The sequence below is a fragment of the Halomonas sp. LMYGS-3 genome (assembly GCF_059509875.1).
On record NZ_JCAKFQ010000014.1, the window covers coordinates 51977 to 67922 of the forward strand.

The following is a 15946-nucleotide window of genomic DNA, read 5'->3' on the forward strand; positions in this document are numbered from 1 at the left end:
TGTACTATCTCAAATACTCTCTCAGGCCCGGCGGCGCACCAGCTGATAGCGCCGCGTGACATAGCCGAAGGGCACGCTCCAGACGTGAACCAGGCGGGTGAAGGGGAAGACCAGGATGATGGTCAGGCCCACCAGGATGTGCAGCTTGTAGATCCAGCTGACGCCCTCGAGGTAGGCGGCGGCGCCACCCTGGAAGAAGACGATGGACTGCGCCCAGCCGGAGAACTGCAGCATCTTGCTGCCGTCCAGGTGACCCAGGGTGGGCAGGATGGTGAGCAGGCCCAGTGCCACCTGCACCACCAGCAGGCCGATGATCACGGTGTCCATGGGGCCGGAGGAGGCGCGCACCCGTGGGTTGGTCAGGCGGCGGTAGAACAGCATGGCGCCGCCCACCAGGCACATCACGCCGGCGATGCCGCCGACCACCACCGCCAGCACCTGCTTGGTGCCGGCGCTGATGAAGGGGCCGTAGAGCCAGTGCGGCGTCAGTAGGCCGACCAGATGACCGAAGAAGATCACGATGATGCCGATATGGAACAGGTTGCTGGCCAGGCGCATGTGCTTCGACGACAGCATCTGGCTCGAGCCGGTCTTCCAGGTGTACTGGCCGTGGTCGAAGCGCAGCAGGCTGCCGATCAGGAAGACGCTGCCGGCCAGGTAGGGATAGAGCCCGAACAGCAAGGTGTTGAGATAGTTCATGACAGGTCTCCGTTAGTGGTTCCGGGCGACATCAACGGCTCGAGGATGCGAATCGCCTCGCCCTGGGTCAGCCGCTTGCGCTCGGCCAGGCGCCGCCCCTCGGCGGACTGCAGGGCGCAGTCCTCGTCCGATGTGGCGGAGAAGCGCACCGCTTCCTCCTCCCACACCGCGTCCAGCGCCTCCGGGGTGTCGTCGCGGGTCTCGCTCGACACCGCCTCGCGGCTTGCCTCGACGTCGCCTTCGGCGCCGATCAGCGCCAGCAGCGCACGGGGCACCAGGGCCTGGTCGGCGCCGCGCTCCTCGAGGCGCGCGGTGAGCAGCGCCAGGATGTGGCGGATCTCGCCCAGCCAGCGGCCGATCTCGGCCTCAGAGCGGGTGGAGAGGTACTCCAGGAACAGCGGCAGGTAGTCGGGCAGTTCCCGGGCGTCGAGCGCGAAGCCGGCCGCCTGGTACTCGTTGATCAGGTCGACCATGGCCTGGCCGCGGTCGCGGGACTCGCCGTGGACATGCTCGAACAGCAGCAGCGAGTGAGCGCGCCCCTTGTCGAACAGCGCCACGTACTCGGACTGCAGCTCGAGCAGGTCGGCCTCACTGAGGCGCTGACACCAGCTCATCAGGTCGCCCTTGAGTGCCGCCGGCAGGCGACGCTCGGCATCGAGCGCCTCGATCAGCTCGCCCGCGGCGCCCTGCAGCGCCTCGGTGGGGTAGTCGAGCAGCCGGGCCAGCACGCGCAGGCTGCGCATGCCGAACTCGGACTGGACTGCTGCGTCGTCAGTCATTTTCAGCGCGGCATCAGCCATGGTGGACCTCCTCGGCGCCCGCCTTCGGATCGAACACGGTGGCCGGCTTGACCAGTGCACTGGTCTGCTTGCGGCCGTTGAACAGGCTCGGCTTGCTCTCGCCGTGGCAACCGTCGCCGAAGCTGAAGCCGCAGCCGCCGCGCTCGGGGAAGGCCTCGGTGGCCATCTCGCGGTGGCTGGTGGGGATCACGAAGCGATCCTCGTAGTTGGCGATGGCGAGATAACGGTACATCTCCTCCACCTGGGCCTCGCTGAGGTCGACGGCATCGAGCACGGCGGTGTCGACCTTGCCCTCGACGTGCTTGTTGCGCATGTAGACGCGCATCGCCATCAGCCGCTTGAGCGCCAGCACCACGGGTGCCTCCTCACCGGCGGTGAGCATGTTGGCGAGGTACTGCACCGGGATGCGCAGCGACTCGATCCTGGGCAGCACGCCGTCGTACTCGACCTTACCCGCCTCGGCGGCCGACTGGATCGGCGAGAGCGGCGGCACGTACCAGACCATCGGCAGGGTGCGATACTCGGGGTGCAGCGGCAGCGCCAGCCCCCAGTCCATGGCCATCTTGTAGACCGGACTCTCCTGGGCGGCCTTGATCACGTTGTCGGCGATGCCGTCACGCTTGGCCTGGGCGATCACCTCGGGGTCGTTGGGGTCGAGGAAGATCTCGCACTGGCGGTGGTAGAGGTCTCGCACGTCGGGCGAGCTCGCCACTTCCTCGATGCGATCGGCGTCGTAGAGCAGCACGCCGAGGTAGCGGATGCGGCCCACGCAGGTCTCGGAGCACACCGTCGGCATGCCCGCCTCGATGCGCGGGTAGCAGAAGATGCACTTCTCGGACTTGCCAGTCTTCCAGTTGTAGTAGATCTTCTTGTACGGGCAGCCGGAGATGCACATCCGCCAGCCGCGACACTTGTCCTGGTCGATCAGGACGATGCCGTCCTCCTCGCGCTTGTAGATCGCGCCGGACGGGCACGAGGCCACGCAGGTGGGGTTCAAGCAGTGCTCGCACAGGCGCGGCAGGTACATCATGAAGGTGTTCTCGAACTGGCCGTAGATATCGGCCTGCACCTTCTCGAAGTTGGCGTCGCGGCGGCGCTTGGCGAACTCGGTGCCGAGGATCTCCTCCCAGTTCGGGCCCCACTCGATCTTCTTCATGCGCTCGCCGGAGATCAGCGAGCGCGGGCGCGCCACCGGCTGGTGGTCGGCCTGCTTGGCCGTGTGCAGGTGCTCGTAGTCGAAATCGAACGGCTCGTAGTAGTCGTCGATCTCGGGCAGGTCGGGGTTGGCGAAGATGTTCGCCAGCACCCGCCACTTGCCGCCGATGCGCGGCTCGATCTTGCCGTCCTGGCGGCGCAGCCAGCCGCCCTTCCATTTCTTCTGGTTCTCCCACTCCTTGGGGTAGCCGATACCGGGCTTGGTCTCGACGTTGTTGAACCAGGCGTACTCCATGCCTTCGCGGCTGGTCCAGACGTTCTTGCAGGTGACCGAACAGGTGTGGCACCCGATGCACTTGTCGAGGTTGAGGACCATGCCTACCTGGGAACGGATCTTCATTTCACGGTCTCCTGAACGCTGTCGTTGCCTTCGCCGTCCAGCCAGTCGATTCTCTTCATCTTGCGGATCAGGACGAATTCATCGCGGTTGGAGCCAACGGTGCCGTAGTAGTTGAAGCTGTAAGAGAGTTGCGCGTAGCCGCCGATCATGTGGGTCGGCTTGGGGCACACCCGGGTCACGGAGTTGTGCATGCCGCCGCGGGTCTTGGTGATCTCGGAGCCCGGCACGTTCACGTTGCGCTCCTGGGCGTGGTACATCATCACCATGCCGGCCTTGACCCGCTGGCTGACGATGGCCCGCGCGGTGATCGCGCCGTTGGCGTTGAACAGCTCGATCCAGTCGTTGTCCTCGATGCCGATCTCCTGGGCGTCGGTCTCCGACATCCACACCACCGGGCCGCCGCGGTTCAGCGTCAGCATCAGCAGGTTGTCGCTGTAGGTGGAGTGGATGCCCCACTTCTGGTGCGGGGTGATCCAGTTCAGCGCCTTGGTCGGGTTGCCGTTGTCCTCGGGCATCGCGAAGCCGGTCACCGTCTTGGTGTTGATCGGCGGACGGTAGACCAGCAGGCTCTCGCCGAAGGCGCGCATCCAGGGGTGATCCTGGTAGAACTGCTGGCGGCCGCTCACGGTGCGCCACGGGATCAGCTCGTGGACGTTGGTGTAGCCGGCGTTGTAGGAGACGTGCTCGTCCTCCAGGCCGGACCAGGTCGGGCTCGAGATGATCTTGCGCGGCTGGGCGACGATGTCGCGGAAGCGGATCTTCTCCTCCTCCTTGTTGACGGCCAGGTGGGTGTGGTCGCGCCCGGTGATCTTCGACAGCGCGCCCCACGCCTTGACCGCCACCTGGCCGTTGGTCTCCGGGGCCAGGGTCAGGATCATCTCGGCGGCGTCGATGGCGGACTCGATCTGCGGGCGCCCCTTGTGCGGGCCGTCCAGCTTGCGATGGTTGAGCTTGCCGAGCAGCTCGACCTCGGACTCGGTGTTCCAGGCGATGCCCTTGCCGCCGTTGCCGATGGTCTCGAGCAGCGGGCCCACGGAGGTGAAGCGCTCATAGGTCTCGGGGTAGTTGCGCTTGACCTCGATCAGCGCCGGCATGGTCTTGCCCGGGATCGGCTCGCACTCGCCCTTCTTCCAGTCCTTCACTTCCGGCTGGGCCAGCTCCGCCGGGGAGTCGTGCTGGTGCGGCAGGGTGACCAGGTCGGTCTCCTCGCCCAGGTGACCCACGCAGGCCTTCGAGAACGCCTTGGCGATGCCCTTGTAGATGTCCCAGTCGCTGCGCGACTCCCACGCCGGGTCGGTGGCCGCGGTCAGCGGGTGGATGAAGGGGTGCATGTCCGAGGTGTTGAGGTCGTTCTTCTCGTACCAGGTCGCCGTCGGCAGCACGATGTCCGAGTAGAGGCAGGTGGAGGACATGCGGAAGTCCAGCGTGACCACCAGGTCGAGCTTGCCTTCCGGCGCCTCGTCGTGCCACTTCACTTCCTGCGGCTTCTGGCCGCCGAATTCGCCCAGGTCCTTGCCCTGGATGCCGTGACGGGTGCCCAGCAGGTACTTGAGCATGTACTCGTGGCCCTTGCCCGAGCTGCCGAGCAGGTTGGAGCGCCACACGAAGAGGTTGCGCGGGAAATTCTGCTCGTTGTCCGGGTCCTCGGCGGCGAAGGCCAGGTCGCCGCTCTTGAGCTGCTGGACGGCGTAGTCGGCGGTGGAGAGGCCGGCGGCCTTGGCCTTCGCGGCCAGGCGAAGCGGGTTGGTGTTTAGCTGCGGCGCGGAGGGCAGCCAGCCCATGCGCTCGGAGCGCACGTTGAAGTCGATCAGGCTGCCGCTGTAGTCGGCCGGGTTGGCCAGCGGCGAGAGGATCTCCTTGATCTCGAGCTTCTCGTAGCGCCACTGCGAAGAGTGGTTGTAGAAGAACGAGGTGGAGTTCATGTGGCGCGGCGGACGCTGCCAGTCGAGGCCGAAGGCCAGCGGGGTCCAGCCGGTCTGCGGACGCAGCTTCTCCTGGCCGACATAGTGGGCCCAGCCGCCGCCGCTCTGGCCGATGCAGCCGCACATGACCAGCATGTTGATCAGGCCGCGGTAGTTCATGTCCATGTGGTACCAGTGGTTCATCGCGGCACCGACGATGACCATGGAGCGGCCCCGGGTCTTGTCGGCGTTGTCGGCGAACTCACGGGCGATGCGGGCGACCTGCTCGGCGGGCACGCCGGTGATCTTCTCCTGCCAGGCCGGGGTGTAGGGGCGGACCTGATCGTAGGAGGTCGCACCGTCGTCTTCGCCCTCTTTACCGAAGCCACGGTCGATGCCGTAGTTGGCACACATCAGGTCGAACACGGTGACGGCCAGCACGCTGCTGCCGTCGGCCTTGGTGAGGCGCTTGGCGGGCAGGCTGTGGAACAGCAGCTCGTTGCCGGCCACGTGGTCGAAGTGCTCGTGGGCGATGCCTCCGAAGTAGGGGAAGGCGACCCGGGCCACATCATCGTGATGCTCGGCGAGCGTCAGCAGCGGCTTGATCTCGGCGCCCCCGGCATCACGCTCCTCGAGGTTCCACTTGCCCCGGTGCTCCTCCTTCTCGCCGCTCTCTTCACCGCTCTTTTCACCCCAACGGAAACCGATGGAGCCGTTGGGAACCACGAGGCGGTCGGACAATTCGTCCCACGCCACGGTCTTCCACTCGGGGTTGTTGTCCTGGCCCAGGTTGCCTTCGAAGTCGCTGGTGCGCAGCTGCTTGCCGGGCACGAAGCTGCCGTCCTCGCGCGCTTCCAGCTCGACCAGGAAGGGCATGTCGGAGTACTTGCGCACGTACTCGGTGAAGTAGGCGCTGGGCTTGTCGAGGTGGAACTCCTTGAGGATCACGTGGCCCATGGCCATGCCGAGCGCGGCGTCGGTGCCCTGCTTGACCGACAGCCACTCGTCGGTGAGCTTGGAGACCTCGGCGTAGTCCGGGGTGATGGAGACGGTCTTGGTGCCCTTGTAGCGCACCTCGGTGAAGAAGTGGGCGTCGGGGGTACGGGTCTGGGGCACGTTGGAGCCCCAGGCGATGATGTAGCCGGAGTTGTACCAGTCGGCCGACTCGGGCACGTCGGTCTGCTCGCCCCAGGTCTGGGGGCTCGCCGGCGGCAGGTCGCAGTACCAGTCGTAGAAGCTCATGCACACGCCGCCGATCAGCGACAGGTAGCGGCTGCCCGCGGCGTAGCTGACCATCGACATGGCGGGGATCGGCGAGAAGCCGATGATGCGGTCGGGGCCGTACTGCTTGGCGGTGTAGACGTTGGAGGCGGCAATCAGCTCGTTGAGCTCGTCCCAGTTGGCACGCACGAAGCCGCCCATGCCGCGGGCACGCTTGTACTGCTTGGTCTTGGCCGGGTCGGACACGATGGCGGCCCAGGCGTCGACCGGGTCGCCGTGCTCCTTGAGCGCCTCGCGCCACAGCTTGAGCAGCGGCTTGCGAATCAGCGGGTACTTGAGGCGGTTGGCGCTGTACATGTACCAGGAGTAGCTGGCGCCGCGCGGGCAGCCCCGCGGTTCATGGTTGGGCAGGTCCGGGCGAGTGCGCGGGTAGTCGGTCTGCTGGGTCTCCCAGGTGACCAGGCCGTTCTTGACGTAGATCTTCCAGCTGCACGAGCCGGTACAGTTCACGCCATGGGTGCTGCGCACGACCTTGTCGTGCTGCCAGCGTTGCCGGTAGCCGTCCTCCCAGCCACGGGACTCCTCGCGGCTCTCGCCATGCTCGTTGGCGAAAGGCTCGCGCGCCTTGCGGAAAAAATTCAGCCGATCTAAGAAGTGACTCATGGTCGATCTCCAGGCTCCTCGAAGAATGTGTGACCGCCCTGGGTCACCCGGCCTGCCGGAGTGGCGTCGGCGCCTGCCGGCAGGGCTCTTGAAGCGGATTCTGGGGGATCGAAACGCGGATTACTGCCCGGTTACCTCCATATACATCGCCTCTACCCCCAAGGGGATAGAGGGCCGGGCAGCGAGGGGATAGGCCGCCGTCAGGCGACCGCGCGGGGCGTCCTGGCATGATCGGCGAGCATCACCAGCATGCACACCACGAGCGAGCCGTAGAGGAACATGAAACCGGCGCTGCGGATGCCGATCCACTCGTTGCCGAGCACGAACACCATCGGCAGCAGCGCGGCGAAGAGCCCGCCCAGGGTCAGCGCCAGCCCGCCCACCAGCGCCATGTCGTCGCCGTGGTCGCGATGGATCAGCCGCATCAGGCTGCCCTTGCCGATGCCCATGACCAGGCCCATCGGCACCAGCAGGGTCATGAACCACCCCAGGGGGGCAGCGAAACGCAGGGTCAACTCGCCATGGACCCCCTGGATCTGCATGGTGAAGGGGGGATAGGAGAGCAGGAAGAGGCAGACCAGCACGAAGGCACTGACCCACCAGCGCAGGGCGCGGAAGTCGCGCCGGTCGGCGAGCGCCCCGCCGAGGATCTGCCCCAGCCCCACCGCCAGGGCGAACGGCAGCGCCCAGAGCGCGGCACTCTTGAGGGGCAACCCGTACTGGGCCACCAGATAGCTCGGCAGCCACAGGGCCAGCGCCACGAAGGCGCCGAAGAAGAAACTGTAGACGAAGGCGAGCCGCCATGGCCGCCAGCCGACCAGGCGCTCCCGCGCCCACCGCCAGCCACCGGCCACCGGTGCCGGTTCCGCGTCATCGAGGTCGAGCGCCGCGTCCCCCGACCGGTAGGCGATGCCGGTTCGGTCGTCGGCGAACAGCCACAGCAGCCCGGCCACCAGCAGTACCGGCAGCAGGTAGAGCTGCGGCGCCAGGCGCCAGCCGTAGGCCTGGCTGATCAGCGGCAGCAGCAGGTAACTCAGCCCGGCGCCGAGCATGCCGGCGCCGTAGAGCCCCAGGGCCAGGCCGGCGCGGTGCCGCGGCCCCTGGGTCGCCACGTAGACCAGGCCGGCGGCCAGCGACCCGGCCCCCAGCCCCAGGCCGGCACCGGCGAGCAGCAGCTCCAGGTAGTGGCTCGCCTGGCTGATCCACCACAGGAAGGGGCAGATCAGCAGCAGGCAGCCGAGCATCACCCGCCGCCCGCCGATCTTCACCGCCAGGCCCGCCATGGGCAGGCTGGCCAGGCCACCCACCAGCATCGGCACGGCCAGCAGGGCGGCGAAGGCGATCTCGCCGAAGCCGAGTGTGGCCTTGAGCTCCAGCCCGAGCACGGCGAACAGCGTCCAGCAAGCGAAGACCAGCGCGAAGGCCAGCGGCGACAGCAATACCACCACCAGCGAGCGGTAGCCGCCCTCGGCGTCGCGGACCGGGTCTTCCCGGAGGGGCATCATGGGATGGCAGGACTCCGCGGCTATGGATTGGGATCACTGGGGAAATTCTCGTGAGCCTCGCCCTGCCGGTCAAAAGGGCATGCGAGGTACACCTTTGAGGGGGGCAGGGACTACCTACTAGGGTATAATGGTGTTTTCACGACGCCTTCAGCCCGCCCCGATTCCGGAGGGCCCGCCTCACCGATGAAACTGCTGCAACGCTCCCTGGTGGCCCGCATCATCGCCTCGCTGCTGGCGATCAGCACCCTGGCCCTGATCAGCATCGTGGTCACCATGACCGTGGCCGGAGGCAGCCGCGGCGACGCTGCCGCCATCAACATGGCCGGCTCGCTGCGCATGAACACCTACCAGATCGTCGCCGCCCTGCAACGCTACCAACAGCAGCCGGACGCCGAGCATCGCGAGCAGGTGCGTGCCCTCGCGCAGCGCTTCAAGGCGCGCCTGACCAGCCCCCAGCTCACCGACGCCATGCCCGACGCGGACGACCATGCCCTGCAGGCTCAGTACCGGCTGCTGCTGGAGCGCTGGGACCGGGAGCTCGCGCCCCAGGTCGAGGCGGCGACCGCCGGGGCCCGGGTCGAGACCGACGAGCTCAGTGCCACCCTGGACGGCCTGGTGGGCGAGATCGACAGCCTGGTGACCCTGCTGGAGGAGAATACCGAGTCGAAGATCCGCCTGCTCAGCGTGCTGCAGATCCTCTTCCTGGGGCTGACCGCCGTGGTCGTGGCCATCGCCCTGTACGATATCCGCCACAACCTGGTGACGCCGCTGCGCCAGCTGATGGTGCTGGCCCGGGAGGCGGCACACCGCAACTTCGGTCATCGCACTCACCTCAAGGGCCACGACGAACTGGCGATGCTCGGGCGCACCCTCGACACCATGGCCGAGGAGCTCGGTGCCAGCTACGCCGAGCTGGAAGAGCGGGTCTCGCGCAAGAAGGCCGAGCTGGAGCGCAGCAACCGGGCCATGCAGGTCATGCACGACGGCAGCCGCCAGCTCTACGGCGGCGGCAACGACCTGTGCGCCAGCGCCGCCCCCATGCTGCGCCATCTCGAGCAACTGCTCGAGATCGGCCCGATCCGGCTGTCGCTCAACGACCCCGTCGACGACCGCCCCATCCCGATACTCGCCACCCACTCCGCCCGGCGGCCGGAGTACTGCCGCGACCACGACTGCCACGCCTGCCTGATCGACCCGCGGCCGCTGCGCCTGAGGGAAACCGAGCAGGGCGAGTGCCTGCTGCTGCCGGTGAGCGTCGGTGACGAGATGCTCGGCACCCTGGAGCTCTGGCACCCCAGGAACCAGCCGCTCTCGAGCAGCACCCGGCGCCTGCTGAACGCCCTCGCCGACCAGCTCGCCACCGCGATCTACCTGCAGCGGCGCATCGAGGAGCAGCAGCAGGTGTCGCTGATGAACGAGCGCACCATCATCGCCCGGGAGCTGCACGACTCCCTGGCCCAGTCGCTCTCCTACCTGAAGATGCAGGTGGCACGGCTCGAACGCATGCAGCAGAAGGCGATGCCCCGGGAGGCTCAGGCCTCGGTCTGCGACGAACTGCGCACCGGGCTCGACAGCGCCTACCGCCAGCTGCGTGAGCTGCTGACCACCTTCCGCCTCAAGCTCGAGGGCCCGGGCCTCCAGAGCGCCCTGCGCCAGACCACGACGGAGTTCGCCGAACGCATGCAGGCGCCCGTCGAGCTGGACTTCGACGTGCCGCCCCACCTGCTCAATCCCAACGAGGAGATCCACGTGCTGCAGGTGACACGCGAGGCCCTGGCCAACATCCACAAGCACGCCCAGGCCCACTGGGCGGGCGTCTCGGTACGCTTCGCGGAGGCCCGCCTCCGGGTGCGGATCGAGGACGACGGCATCGGCCTGGAGGATGACCGTTCGCCACCGATGCACTACGGCCTGGTAATCATGCGCGACCGGGCCGAGACCCTGGGCGGCGAGCTCAGGCTGCGCAATCGCCCCGCGGGGGGCACCCTCGTCGAGCTCGCCTTCACGCCCCAGACCGCCCGCCTGATCACCCAGCAGCCCGCCACGGACCTCGCCGCGACCGGCCCGGACGATCCGCTCCCGGCCACCGGCGATCGCGTCGCGCTCAAACCCACCGGCAACAGGGAATAAGTCACGATGCCTACGCCCGACCATGACACGCCCGCCAGCATCCTGATCATCGACGACCACCCGCTGCTGCGCCGGGGGGTCTCCCAGCTGCTCGAGCTCGAGGACGACCTCACGCTGGTCGGGGAGGCCGGCGAACCCGAGGAGGGTGTGCGCCTCGCCGCCGAGCTCGACCCCGACATGATCCTGCTCGATCTCAACATGCCGGGCATGAACGGCATCGAGACCTTGAAGCAGCTGCGCGAAAACGACTTTGCCGGGCGCATCGTGATGTTCACCGTCTCCGATCACGAGGAGGACGTGGTGGATGCCCTGCAGAGCGGCGCCGACGGCTACCTGCTCAAGGACATGGACCCCGACGAGATGGTCCGCCAGCTGCGCCAGGCCGCCCTGGGGCGCATGGTGATCAGCGAGAGCCTCACCGCCCTGCTCGCCGAGGCGCTGCGCAGCCAGCGCAACCGGCCGGCGGCACCGGACCTCCACAGCCTGACCCAGCGCGAGCGGGAGATCCTGCGCGAGCTCGCCGCCGGGCTCTCCAACAAGCTGATCGCCCGCAAGCTCGACATCACCGAAGGCACCGTCAAGGTCCACGTCAAGCACCTGCTGAAGAAGCTCAACCTGCGCTCGCGGGTGGAGGCGGCGGTATGGGCCGTGCAGGAGGGTATCGACCGTTAGGTAGGGGAGGTTCTGTGTGGATACCTCCAAAGACTTTCAGGCGCCGACCAGGCGCCTTTTTCTTGTTCCCCGCTTTTTCCAAACCACGAAAAAACAGAATCTTAGCGATATACCCCCGCTACCCCTCAAGAGGTATTCCACTGATTTTCAGGCATTTTTAGCCAGTTTCGCCCTCCCTGACCGCGGCGTATCTTGCGTCTCAAAGCCTCGCGCGTTGATCGGTGTCACGTCGTGGACCGCAAGCCGGGGCGCAACGGTAACCCAAGGGGGGAATCACCATGGCTAAATCGAGTGCCGATCTCGGCAAGTTCGATAGCGGTAGACCACGAAACGCCGATATCGACCACTGGGACGTCGAGAACGAGGAGTTCTGGGAGCGCGACGGCAAGAAGGTCGCCAACCGCAACCTGTGGATCTCCATCCCCAGCCTGCTGATGGGCTTCGCCGTCTGGCTGATGTGGGGCATGATCACCACCCAGATGCAGAATCTGGGCTTTCCGTTCTCGGTGAGCCAGCTGTTTACCCTGACCGCCCTGGCCGGCCTCTCCGGCGCGACCCTGCGGATTCCGGCCTCCTTCATGATCCGCATCGCCGGCGGACGCAACACCGTCTTCCTGACCACCGCCCTGTTGATGATACCGGCCTTCGGTACCGGTGTGGCGCTGATGAATCCCGAGACGCCGTTCTGGGTCTTCCAGGCCCTGGCGCTGCTCTCCGGCATCGGCGGCGGCAACTTCGCCGCCTCGATGAGCAACATCTCCACCTTCTTCCCCAGGAAGCAGCAGGGCTACGCCCTGGGCATGAACGCCGGGCTCGGCAACTTCGGCGTCACCACCATGCAGATCCTGATTCCGCTGGTGATGACGGTGGGCCTGTTCGGCGCCATCGCCGGCAGCCCCATGGAGCTCTCGAGCGCCAGCGGTACCCTGATCGGCCGCATCGAGGCGGGCACCGACACCTGGATCCAGAACGCCGGCTTCGTCTGGCTGCTGTTCCTGATCCCGCTGGCCTTCGCCAGCTGGTTCGGCATGAACAACCTGCGCCCCATTACCCCGGATCCCGGCACGCCCCTCCAGGCGTTCGGCAAGATCCTCGGCCTCTACGCCGTCGGCGCGGTGGCCAGTATCGTCGGCATGTTCGCCCTCGGCTTGCTCGGCATGTGGCTCGCCCTGCCGCTGACCATCGTGCTGACCCTGGTGCTGCTGCGCCTGATCCCCGGTGCCATCAAGCCCAACATCCAGAAGCAGTTCGCGATCTTCTCGAACAAGCACACCTGGTCGATGACGGTGCTCTACATCCTCACCTTCGGCTCCTTCATCGGCTTCTCCGCCGCCCTGCCGCTCTCCATCAACGTCATCTTCGGCAGCATGATGGAGGTGGCCGCCGACGGCAGCGTCTCTCGCATCGCCAACCCCGACGCCCCCAGCGCCCTGACCTGGGCCTGGATCGGCCCGTTCGTCGGCGCCCTGATCCGCCCCATCGGCGGCTGGATCTCCGACAAGGTCGGCGGCTCCATCGTCACCCAGATCATCTCGGTGGTGATGGTGGTAGCCTCGGCCGCCGCCGGCTGGGTAATGATGCAGGCCTACAACGCCACCGATCCGAACAGCTACTTCGCGCTCTTCATGATCCTCTTCGTGGTCCTGTTCGCCGCCAGCGGCATCGGTAACGGCTCCACCTTCCGCACCATCGGCGTGATCTTCGACCAGCACCAGAAGGGCCCGGTACTCGGCTGGACCTCGGCCGTGGCCGCCTACGGCGCCTTCATCGCCCCGCGGGTGATGGGCGAACAGATCCAGGCCGGTACCCCGGAACTCGCCATGTACGGCTTCGCGGTCTTCTACGCGCTCTGCCTGGTGATCAACTGGTGGTTCTACCTGCGCAAGAACGCCTACGTGAAGAATCCCTGATGCCGTCCCCCGTGCCCCGGAGAGGTCTCCGGGGCACGTCCCAACCTCACACAGCCTTCTCCAGAGGGATGTCATGAAGATCATGATCGCCTACGACGGCTCGCGTAACGCCAAGCTGGCCCTGGCGCAGACCGTCACCATGTTCCGCTGCAACGCCCCGACGCTGATCCTCGCCGGCGTGGCCGAGAACCCGCTGGACGCCACCGATGCCAACGAGACGCTGTTCCAGGAGGAGTACGACGAGCTCAGGGCGGCCCTCCAGGAGGGGCTCGACTTCGCCACCGGCGAGGGCTTCGACGCCGAACTGGTGATCGCCGAGGGTGACGCCCGCAAGATGCTGCTGCGTGCCACCCAGAAGCACCAGCCCGACCTGCTGGTGATCGCCCGCCACAGCCACAAGCCCGACGGCGGCATCATCGCCCAGTCACTGAGCTACTTCGTCGACGAACTCGACTACATGACCTTCGGCAGCGTCAGCTCCTTCCTGGCACGGCGCGTCGAGTGCCCACTGCTGATCTTCCCCAGCCCCTGAGACACCTACGCCACCACGGCCATCGGACACCTCGCTCGGGAACCAAGGATTACACGACCATGAAAGTCTCATCCGTCTTCAAGGTACGCAGCCCGGAGATCCGGGCCCTGCACCTGACCTGGATCGCCTTCTTCATCACCTTCTACGTCTGGTTCAACATGGCGCCGCTGGCGTCGAGCATGCTCAAGAGCGTCGACTGGCTGACCCGCGACGACATCCGCCTGTTCGCCATCACCAACGTGGCGCTGACCATTCCCGCGCGCATCATCGTCGGCATGGCGCTCGACCGCTTCGGCCCGCGCCGGGTGTTCGCGGTGCTGATGGTGACCATGTCGGTCCCGGCACTGGTGTTCGCCTTCGGCAACACCATGACCCAGCTACTGGTGTCGCGCCTGGTACTGAGCTCCATCGGCGCCAGCTTCGTGGTCGGCATTCACATGACCGCGCTGTGGTTCAAGCCCAAGGACATCGGCTTCGCCGAGGGCTTCTATGCTGGCTGGGGCAACTTCGGCTCCGCCGCCGCCGCCATGTCGCTGCCGACCATCGCCCTGACCATGTACGGCGGCGAGGACGGCTGGCGCTGGGCCATCGCCCAGAGCGCCATCGTGATGGCCGCCTACGGCGTCTACTACTGGTTCGCCATCACCGACGGCCCCGACGCCCGCGCACACCGCAAGCCGCGCAAGGCCGCCGCCATGGAGGTCAGTACCTGGGGCGACATGATCAAGCTGATCCTCTGGACCATCCCGCTGGTCGGCTGCCTGGGCATCCTGGTGTGGCGCATCGAGGACATGGGCTACCTCTCCACCACCGGGGCGCTGATCTGCTACCTGGTGATCGCCGCCATCGTGATCTACCAGGTCGTGCAGATCCTGCGGGTCAACGTGCCGATCCTGAAGAAGGGCGTGCCGGAGGACGACCGGTACCCGTTCAGCAGCGTCGCTGCCCTCAACAGCACCTACTTCGCCAACTTCGGAGCCGAGCTGGCGGTGGTCTCGATGCTGCCGATGTTCTTCGAGGAGACCTGGGGGCTGAACGCCGCCACCGCCGGCCTGATCGCCGCCTCGTTCGCCTTCGTCAACCTGGTGGCACGCCCCATGGGCGGCCTGGTCTCCGACCGCATGGGCAACCGCCGCTTCGTGATGCTCAGCTACATGTTCGGCATCGGCATCGGCTTCGTGCTGATGGGCATGCTCAACTCGAGCTGGCCGCTGGTGATCGCCATCGCCATCACCATCTTCACTTCCTTCTTCGTGCAGGGGGCGGAGGGGGCGACCTTCGGCATCATTCCCTCGATCAAGCGCCGCATCACCGGCCAGATCTCCGGCATGGCCGGCGCCTACGGCAACGTCGGGGCAGTGGTCTACCTGACCCTCTTCACCTTCGTCACCCCGACCCAGTTCTTCTACATCATCGCCTCCGGCGCCTTCCTCAGCTGGCTGATCTGTCTGGTCTGGCTGAAGGAGCCCGAGGGCGCCTTCGACGAGGAGTACCACATCTCCTCGGTGGACCGCATGATCGAGGAGCAGGAGGCGCTCAAGGTGCAGGCCGGCAACGCCTGATTGTCCGACCCGAAGGGCGATGGCCGGCTCACCGCCGGCCACCGGCCTTTGCTTCCCTCCACACTCCGACCACAGCGAGCTCGCCGAGACTTGATCCAGGCCAGGAAAATTCGCTGCATATCGCGCTATAGTAGCATCTTGAATACATCAATAGGCCGCCACCTCCGACGGAGATCGGCCGAGCGCCGGATGCGAGGTCACCATCATGTCCGCCACCCTTCCCCCTCCCGCCCCTGCCCTGGGCAGCAAGGCCGACCGCGGCCGCGGCGCGGCCATCGTCGTCTACATGCTCTTCCTGGGCAGCGTGCTGGCGGTAGTTACCGCGCCTATCGGCGTGCTGGTCGCCCATCTCAAGCGCCGCCATGCCGAGCCCTGGGTACAGAGCCACCTGCAATTCCAGATCCGCACCTTCTGGCTGGGCCTGCTGGGCGGCGGTCTGTTCGTCGTCACCTGGCAGCTGCTGGGGCTGGTGGGAGCTCCGGCCGTGGCGCCCTGGGCGCTGGGCTATGTCTACTTCACTGCCTGCCTGATCTGGATGGTGGCACGCTGTGGCGTGGGCATCAGCCGCCTGACGTCCAACCAGCCGGTGACCAACCCGCGTAGCCTGGCCTTCGGCGGCGCCCGGGTGACCCTGGCGGACAGATAAGCGAACGCGAATTGCCCAACCCCGGCTGGGGGCCGCTCTCGGCGCTCCCCGTCGATTCGCCCCTTATCGTTGCGCAAGAGGCAGCGAGAACGTGCCCCGCGCCGGGATGCCTGTTATAAGTGAAAGCGTAGGCAGCAATCATCATGCCAT

The 15946-nt window shown here is 66.6% G+C and carries 11 protein-coding genes; 6 read left to right on the forward strand and 5 right to left on the reverse strand.

Translation table 11 applies throughout. The annotated features are described in order from the left end of the window. Positions 1–21: 21 nt before the first annotated feature. The 5 genes from narI to AC5W54_RS14005 form a co-directional block, all read right to left on the reverse strand. A complete protein-coding gene (gene narI, locus AC5W54_RS13985) occupies positions 22–699 on the reverse strand; it encodes a respiratory nitrate reductase subunit gamma (protein WP_495962694.1) in 678 nt (225 codons plus the stop codon). Next, complete coding sequence (gene narJ, locus AC5W54_RS13990) at positions 696–1499, reverse strand: nitrate reductase molybdenum cofactor assembly chaperone (RefSeq protein WP_495962695.1); 804 nt, start codon at positions 1497–1499, stop codon at positions 696–698. Before narJ ends, narI begins: the two co-directional genes overlap by 4 nt. Next, complete coding sequence (narH, locus tag AC5W54_RS13995; RefSeq protein WP_495962696.1) at positions 1492–3054, reverse strand: nitrate reductase subunit beta; 1563 nt, start codon at positions 3052–3054, stop codon at positions 1492–1494. The genes narJ and narH overlap by 8 nt, the downstream gene beginning before the upstream one ends. Beyond that, entirely contained in the window at positions 3051–6839 is a 3789-nt protein-coding gene (locus AC5W54_RS14000) for a nitrate reductase subunit alpha (protein WP_495962697.1), read from the reverse strand. The genes narH and AC5W54_RS14000 overlap by 4 nt, the downstream gene beginning before the upstream one ends. 200 nt (positions 6840–7039) lie before the next feature. Beyond that, entirely contained in the window at positions 7040–8344 is a 1305-nt protein-coding gene (locus AC5W54_RS14005; RefSeq protein ID WP_495962698.1) for an MFS transporter, read from the reverse strand. Positions 8345–8527: 183 nt separating this feature from the next. Between AC5W54_RS14005 and AC5W54_RS14010 the strand changes: the two genes are divergently transcribed. The 6 genes from AC5W54_RS14010 to AC5W54_RS14035 all read left to right on the forward strand — a co-directional run bounded on the left by AC5W54_RS14010 (position 8528) and on the right by AC5W54_RS14035 (position 15796). Beyond that, positions 8528–10474, forward strand: coding sequence for a type IV pili methyl-accepting chemotaxis transducer N-terminal domain-containing protein (locus AC5W54_RS14010; protein WP_495962699.1), 1947 nt, complete (start codon positions 8528–8530; stop codon positions 10472–10474). 6 nt (positions 10475–10480) lie between these two features. Continuing rightward, on the forward strand, positions 10481–11146 hold the full coding sequence (gene narL, locus AC5W54_RS14015) for a two-component system response regulator NarL (RefSeq protein ID WP_495962700.1): 666 nt from the start codon (positions 10481–10483) through the stop codon (positions 11144–11146). Positions 11147–11424: 278 nt separating this feature from the next. Continuing rightward, the gene (locus AC5W54_RS14020) at positions 11425–13056 is read left to right on the forward strand and encodes an MFS transporter (protein WP_495962701.1); all 1632 of its coding nucleotides are present in this window, start codon (positions 11425–11427) and stop codon (positions 13054–13056) included. A gap of 73 nt (positions 13057–13129) precedes the next feature. Then, positions 13130–13588 carry a universal stress protein gene (locus AC5W54_RS14025; RefSeq protein WP_495962702.1) on the forward strand — a complete coding sequence of 153 codons (459 nt, stop codon included), beginning with the start codon at positions 13130–13132 and terminating at the stop codon, positions 13586–13588. A 59-nt stretch (positions 13589–13647) separates the two neighbouring features. Further along, a complete protein-coding gene (locus tag AC5W54_RS14030; protein WP_495962703.1) occupies positions 13648–15150 on the forward strand; it encodes an MFS transporter in 1503 nt (500 codons plus the stop codon). Between the two features lie 205 nt (positions 15151–15355). Further along, entirely contained in the window at positions 15356–15796 is a 441-nt protein-coding gene (locus AC5W54_RS14035; protein ID WP_495962704.1) for a DUF4870 family protein, read from the forward strand. Positions 15797–15946 lie beyond the last annotated feature (150 nt).